The organism is Flavobacterium sp. UBA4854 (assembly GCF_002399805.1).
Lineage (GTDB): Bacteria > Bacteroidota > Bacteroidia > Flavobacteriales > Flavobacteriaceae > Flavobacterium > Flavobacterium ginsengisoli.
In genome coordinates, this window is record NZ_DHEI01000131.1 from 38,348 (window position 1) to 40,639 (window position 2,292).

Annotated in this window: 4 protein-coding genes; all 4 read right to left on the bottom strand. The window is 33.7% G+C overall.

What is annotated here, in order from left to right; all coding sequences use genetic code 11:
• Nucleotides 1-488: UDP-2,3-diacylglucosamine diphosphatase (locus B3J44_RS19000; RefSeq protein ID WP_286970610.1), on the bottom strand; the 488-nt coding region annotated here is incomplete at its 3' end.
• A gap of 86 nt (nt 489-574) precedes the next feature.
• Entirely contained in the window at nt 575-1,027 is a 453-nt protein-coding gene (locus B3J44_RS19005) for a 6-pyruvoyl trahydropterin synthase family protein (RefSeq protein WP_111365769.1), read from the bottom strand.
• A 33-nt stretch (nt 1,028-1,060) separates the two neighbouring features.
• Entirely contained in the window at nt 1,061-1,237 is a 177-nt protein-coding gene (locus tag B3J44_RS19010) for a hypothetical protein (protein WP_286970596.1), read from the bottom strand.
• Between the two features lie 164 nt (nt 1,238-1,401).
• Nucleotides 1,402-2,166 carry an enoyl-CoA hydratase/isomerase family protein gene (locus B3J44_RS19015; protein ID WP_286970602.1) on the bottom strand — a complete coding sequence of 255 codons (765 nt, stop codon included), beginning with the start codon at nt 2,164-2,166 and terminating at the stop codon, nt 1,402-1,404.
• Nucleotides 2,167-2,292: the final 126 nt, after the last annotated feature.

Here is a 2,292-nt window from a genome sequence, read left to right on the forward strand (position 1 = left end):
GATAAATATTGAGCCAAACTTACGCCAACATCTGGATGCAGCCAACGGAAAAGCCATTTTGAAAACGGATTTGTAAATACCTTTTTCATTCTTTTATAGCCTTTATCGCCAGGACCTTTTCCGTCTCCGTGGCCAATCAGGAACGTTTTTCCGTTAAATGTAAACTCTTTGTTATCGTGATAAACTGGAATATTCAATTCGGTTTCAAAATAATCATTCATCCACAAATCATGATTTCCGACAAAAAAATAAATCGGAATTCCGCTGTCGCGAATTTCAGCTAGTTTGCCTAAAATACGTACAAAGCCTTTAGGAACAACCGTTTTATATTCAAACCAAAAATCAAATAAATCTCCCAATAAAAAAATTGCTTCGGCATCTTCTTTAACCTCATCAAGCCAAGCCACGAATTTCTTTTCACGCGGCAAACTCAATTCTGGAGTTGGCGCACCAAAATGTTGATCTGAAGCAAAATATATTTTTTTCATTTAATGTGAGATGTGAATTGTGAGATGTAAGATGCGAAATGAAAAAGCATTTTACAATTTACTTTCACATTTCACTTTTAACTTTTTTACAAATTATCAGAAGCGTACCATTCTGCAAAAGACGATTCTGTTTCCTGAAGTTTTAATGAGAAAAGAGAAATTCCTTCTGGAAGTCTTGCAACGATTCTCTCTGCAAAATCAACCACCATATTTTCGCTTGTTGGCTGATAATCTACCAAAATCACATGATGTCCACGGTTTTTCAATTCATTGGCCAATTCGATATGCGGAGTTGTCTGATTAAAAACAGTTGCATGATCAAATTGATCGACGATTTCTTCCTTTACAATTTTCTTTAGATCAGAAAAGTCAATCACCATTCCGAACTTTACATTCGATCGGTCTGTAATTGGCGAACCAATAACTGTTACCGATAATTTATAACTGTGTCCGTGAACGTTCTTGCATTTTCCGTCGTAACCGTACAAAGCGTGACCGGTTTCGAAACTAAATTGTTTTGTAATTCTGATATTACTCATCGATTTTTAATTTTAAGCTTGCAAATTTACAAATTAATTGCCGTTTTTAGCTCTTTTTTTAGCACGAGTATACATCCACAAAGCAATTCCGCCCAAAACTAGAAACGGAATGAAAGATCCAATGACAACTCCAATTTGATAACCGCTGTCTGGAGCATCTTTAATTTTCTCTGCAATGTCAACTTTTTGGAATAAAGAAATGAGTTTCATTTTAAATTATATTTATTGATATTTTCTTTAGCCACAGATTAAAAGGATTAATTGGATTATTTTAAAATCATTTTAATTCGTATAATCTGTGGCTAAATAATTATTTATTAATTGTTTTCAAAAGTATGTTAGACTTTATCCAAAATCAATGACTTATATCATACCTATTTTTTAAACTGCAGCAAAGCATTTTTAGTGAAATCAGACAAAACCAATTTACCCGTAATGGCAGCACGTTCAAATAAAAGTGATTCCCACTGTTCCGTTCCTTCCCAAATAATCTTTTTCATTTCATAAAGCGCTTCAGGATTATAAGAACTCAGTTTTTGAGCAAAACTTTCAACCTTAGTATCCAGATTTTCAGCTTCACATAAAACAGAAAAAAGTCCTTTTTCAAAAGCCCAATCAGCCGATTTCCATTCGTGAGCTGCCAAAGTCATTTCAGTCATTGCTGTTTTTCCTATTTTTCGAGAAACGGCTGGTTCTATTACAAAAGGACCAATTCCGATTGCTAATTCAGATAATTTAATATCACTTTGTGAAGTCGCAAATACATAATCGCAAGCCGAAATAATTCCGACACCGCCACCAACAGCCTTTCCTTGCACGCGTCCAATTATAATTTTATTGCAATTTCGCATGGCATTCAGCAAATGTGCAAAACCTGAAAAAAATTCTACGCCTTGTTCTTCATTTTCAACTTTTAAAAGTTCATCAAAAGAAGCTCCTGAACAAAACGTTTTTTCTCCTTCACTTTTTAAAACAATAACCGAAACTTCTTCATTTCTGCTTAAAGAATTAATTTCAGCTGTAAGCCTATTTAATAATTCACGCGGAAAAGAATTACTGGCTGGATGACCAAATTGAACTGTTGCAATCGTATTTTGAAAAGAAGTTTCTAAGCTTCCGTTTGTATTTTCTAAACTCATAAAAAACCAGATTTAAGGTAAAGTTACGCTTTTGAAAATAATTCCTCTGAAACTTCTGGAAATTTGTTTTTTGAGAATTAATTGACTTTATTTGTTAACACTTTGGGGGATTAGCTCATTTGGCTA

Coding starts and splice junctions, on each gene's coding strand:
- B3J44_RS19010 (WP_286970596.1), bottom strand. CDS start 1,237: ATGAAACTCATTTCTTTATTCCAAAAAGTTGACATTGCAGAGAAAATT.
- B3J44_RS19015 (WP_286970602.1), bottom strand. CDS start 2,166: ATGAGTTTAGAAAATACAAACGGAAGCTTAGAAACTTCTTTTCAAAAT.
- B3J44_RS19005 (WP_111365769.1), bottom strand. CDS start 1,027: ATGAGTAATATCAGAATTACAAAACAATTTAGTTTCGAAACCGGTCAC.